This window comes from Deltaproteobacteria bacterium, from assembly GCA_016874735.1.
Taxonomy (GTDB): Bacteria; Bdellovibrionota_B; Oligoflexia; order Oligoflexales; family CAIYRB01; genus CAIYRB01.
The window spans coordinates 1-2,100 of record VGTI01000161.1 but is presented as its reverse complement, the minus strand read 5'-3'; the positions used below and the strand labels follow the sequence as shown (position 1 = coordinate 2,100).

2 protein-coding genes are annotated in these 2,100 nt (G+C 53.6%); one reads left to right on the top strand and one right to left on the bottom strand.

Going from position 1 to position 2,100, the window contains the following annotated elements; all coding sequences use genetic code 11:
• A partial coding sequence (locus FJ146_19950; GenBank protein MBM4254246.1) for a DNA polymerase I occupies positions 1-776 on the bottom strand: 776 nt, incomplete at its 3' end.
• A 136-nt stretch (positions 777-912) separates the two neighbouring features.
• Between FJ146_19950 and FJ146_19945 the strand changes: the two genes are divergently transcribed.
• Positions 913-2,100, top strand: a 1,188-nt coding sequence (locus FJ146_19945) for a citrate synthase (protein ID MBM4254245.1), incomplete at its 3' end; no start/stop codon positions are given.

The window sequence follows — 2,100 nt, the reverse complement described above, 5'->3', positions numbered from 1 at the left end:
AGGGTCACTGGTAGCTCGATGTCGGTGCGGATCGTTACCAATTGACGTGACAAAAGACCGAGGTCCCGGCCGTTAAGCAGGGCTTCACGCATTTTTTTATTGTTGATGAGAGGGATGTTTTCCAGGATCCGTTCGAGACTGCCGTATTCAGCAATTAGCTTACCAGCCCCTTTCTCCCCGATACCTGGAACTCCCGGCACGTTGTCCGAGCTGTCGCCGATCAGCGCCAGGCAGTCGATCACCTGCTCCGGTGTGCAGCCGAACTTAGCGGCGACTCCGCCACGGTCGATGATGGCCGCGTCTTCGCCCTTTTTAGGTTGGTAGAGGAAGGTGTGGTCGTTGACCAATTGCATGAAATCCTTGTCGCCAGAGACAATATAGACCTGGAGGTCCGGGGTCCCCCATTGGCGAGCCATGCTCCCGATGAGATCATCGGCCTCGAACCCGGGAATACTGAGTAGTGGGCAGCCGAATGCCTTAAATAGCCGTTCAAGCAGTGGTAGCTGGGCCACCAGGTCCTCAGGCATGGCCGACCGGTTGGCCTTGTACTGGGGGTACATTTGGTGCCGAAAGGTGGGCTGCCTCACGTCCCTGGCAATCACCAGATAGTCGGGGCGCTGCTCAGTCAAGAGCTTGTGCATGAACATGGCGGTGCCAAAGACGGCTGCAACGGGCTGTCCTGAGGAGGTTGTCAGCGGTCGGCCCATGCCAAAAGCATAGTACGAGCGAAAGGCGATAGCCATGGCATCGACAAGGAAGAGGCGTTTCGTAGTCAAGGGTCACCTCGAAGCCGAGTAAGAGAAGTGTAAAATCCTGGCAAATCCTAAAGCAAAAGGCTTTTCACCGGTTTGCCATATGCCGGGGTTTTATGTACCATAACCCTTAACTTAGTCGAACTGGAGAGGTTGCAACATGAGTGATTTTGCTGAACTGAAGCTCGAAGGCAAGACCTACAAATTGCCGATCATCGTCGGTTCTGAGAATGAAAAAGCTATCGATATACGTAAATTACGTGCCGAAACCAACTATGTGACCCTCGACTCTGGATACGGCAACACCGGCGCTTGCAAAAGCGACATCACCTTTATCGATGGTGAAAAGGGCATTCTCCGCTACCGTGGCTATCCGATTGAACAACTGGCAGAGAAGTCGACTTTTGTTGAGACGGCTTACCTCCTCATGTACGGCAAGCTCCCCAATCAAAATGAGCTCAGCCAGTTTCGTGAGATGCTGACGCGTCACTCCCTGATTCACGAGGATATGCTGCACTTTTACGACGGCTATCCATCGACGGCGCACCCGATGGCGATCCTGTCGTCCATGGTTTGTTCGCTGTCTAGCTATTACCCAGAGTGGCTAGATCCGCATGACAATGCACAAGTGGCTCAGTTGATGCCGCGCGTACTATCCAAGATCCGCACCATCGCTGCTTACTCGTACAAGAAGTCGATTGGTCAGCCGGTCATCTATCCGAAAAACTCGCTCGATTACTGCGCTAACTTCCTATACATGATGTTCGCTGTTCCGTCGGAGCCTTACGAGGTTGACGAGGACTTGGTGAAGACGCTCAACATGCTGCTGATCCTCCATGCCGATCACGAGCAGAATTGCTCGACGTCGACGGTACGGATGGTCGGTTCGTCTGATGCTAACCTGTTTGCATCCATTGCCGCTGGTATCCTGGCCCTTTGGGGCCCTAAGCACGGTGGTGCTAACCAGGAAGTCATGGAGATGCTTGAAGAAATTCAACGCAATGGCGGCGACGTCAAGAAGGCCGTGGAGCTTGCTAAGGACAAGAACTCGGGCTTCCGCCTGATGGGTTTTGGTCACCGCGTGTACAAAAACTATGACCCACGTGCCAAAGTCCTCAAAAAGGCCTGCGACACTATCTTAGCTAAAATGAACCGCAAAGATCCGCTGCTCGATATCGCTAAGCGTCTCGAAGAGGCGGCCCTCAGTGATCCGTACTTTGTTGATCGCAAGCTGTATCCAAACGTCGACTTCTACTCGGGTGTGATCTACCGCGCGATGGGTATCCCAACGCCGATGTTCACAGTGATGTTTGCCCTTGGTCGTTTGCCGGGGTGGTTGGCTCAGTGG